Genomic DNA, 462 nt, shown 5'->3' on the forward strand with positions numbered 1-462 from the left:
GTAGAACACCGACAGCGAATTGAAGCCCACCGCGAACGCCAGTTCGTCGATGCGCGCCGCCGGCTCCTCGCGCAGGCGCTCCAGCAGATGGCCGATGCGCGCCTGGTTCAGGTAGCGGTAGAAGCTCTGCCCGAGCACCTGGTTGAGCAGGTAGGAAATCTGGTTGCGCGTGTAGCCGGTGGCCCGTGCCAGGCGCTCCAGGTCCATCTCCGGGTCGAGATAGGGATGGGCGCTGCCGAAGTAGGATTCGATATCCAGCAGCATCTTCCCCACCTGGGCCGAGTTCAGGCCCAGGCGACGCTGGTCCTTGACGCCCTCCTCGCGCTGCTCGCGCACCGGCGTGGCGTACTCGTGGACGCGCCAGATCAGACCGTCGCGCACGGTGATCGCCTCGCTGGCACGGAACGAGGCCAGCCGGCTGCTGCGCCGCAACGTCAGGCGCGAGCGGTACTGGATGAACGC

General features: G+C 67.1%; 1 protein-coding gene. It reads right to left on the reverse strand.

The window, feature by feature from the left end; genetic code table 11:
• Window positions 1-462, reverse strand: a 462-nt coding sequence (locus IB223_RS18765) for a helix-turn-helix domain-containing protein (protein ID WP_192203313.1), incomplete at both ends; no start/stop codon positions are given.

The organism is Pseudoxanthomonas sp. PXM03, from assembly GCF_014852005.1.
GTDB lineage: Bacteria > Pseudomonadota > Gammaproteobacteria > Xanthomonadales > Xanthomonadaceae > Pseudoxanthomonas_A.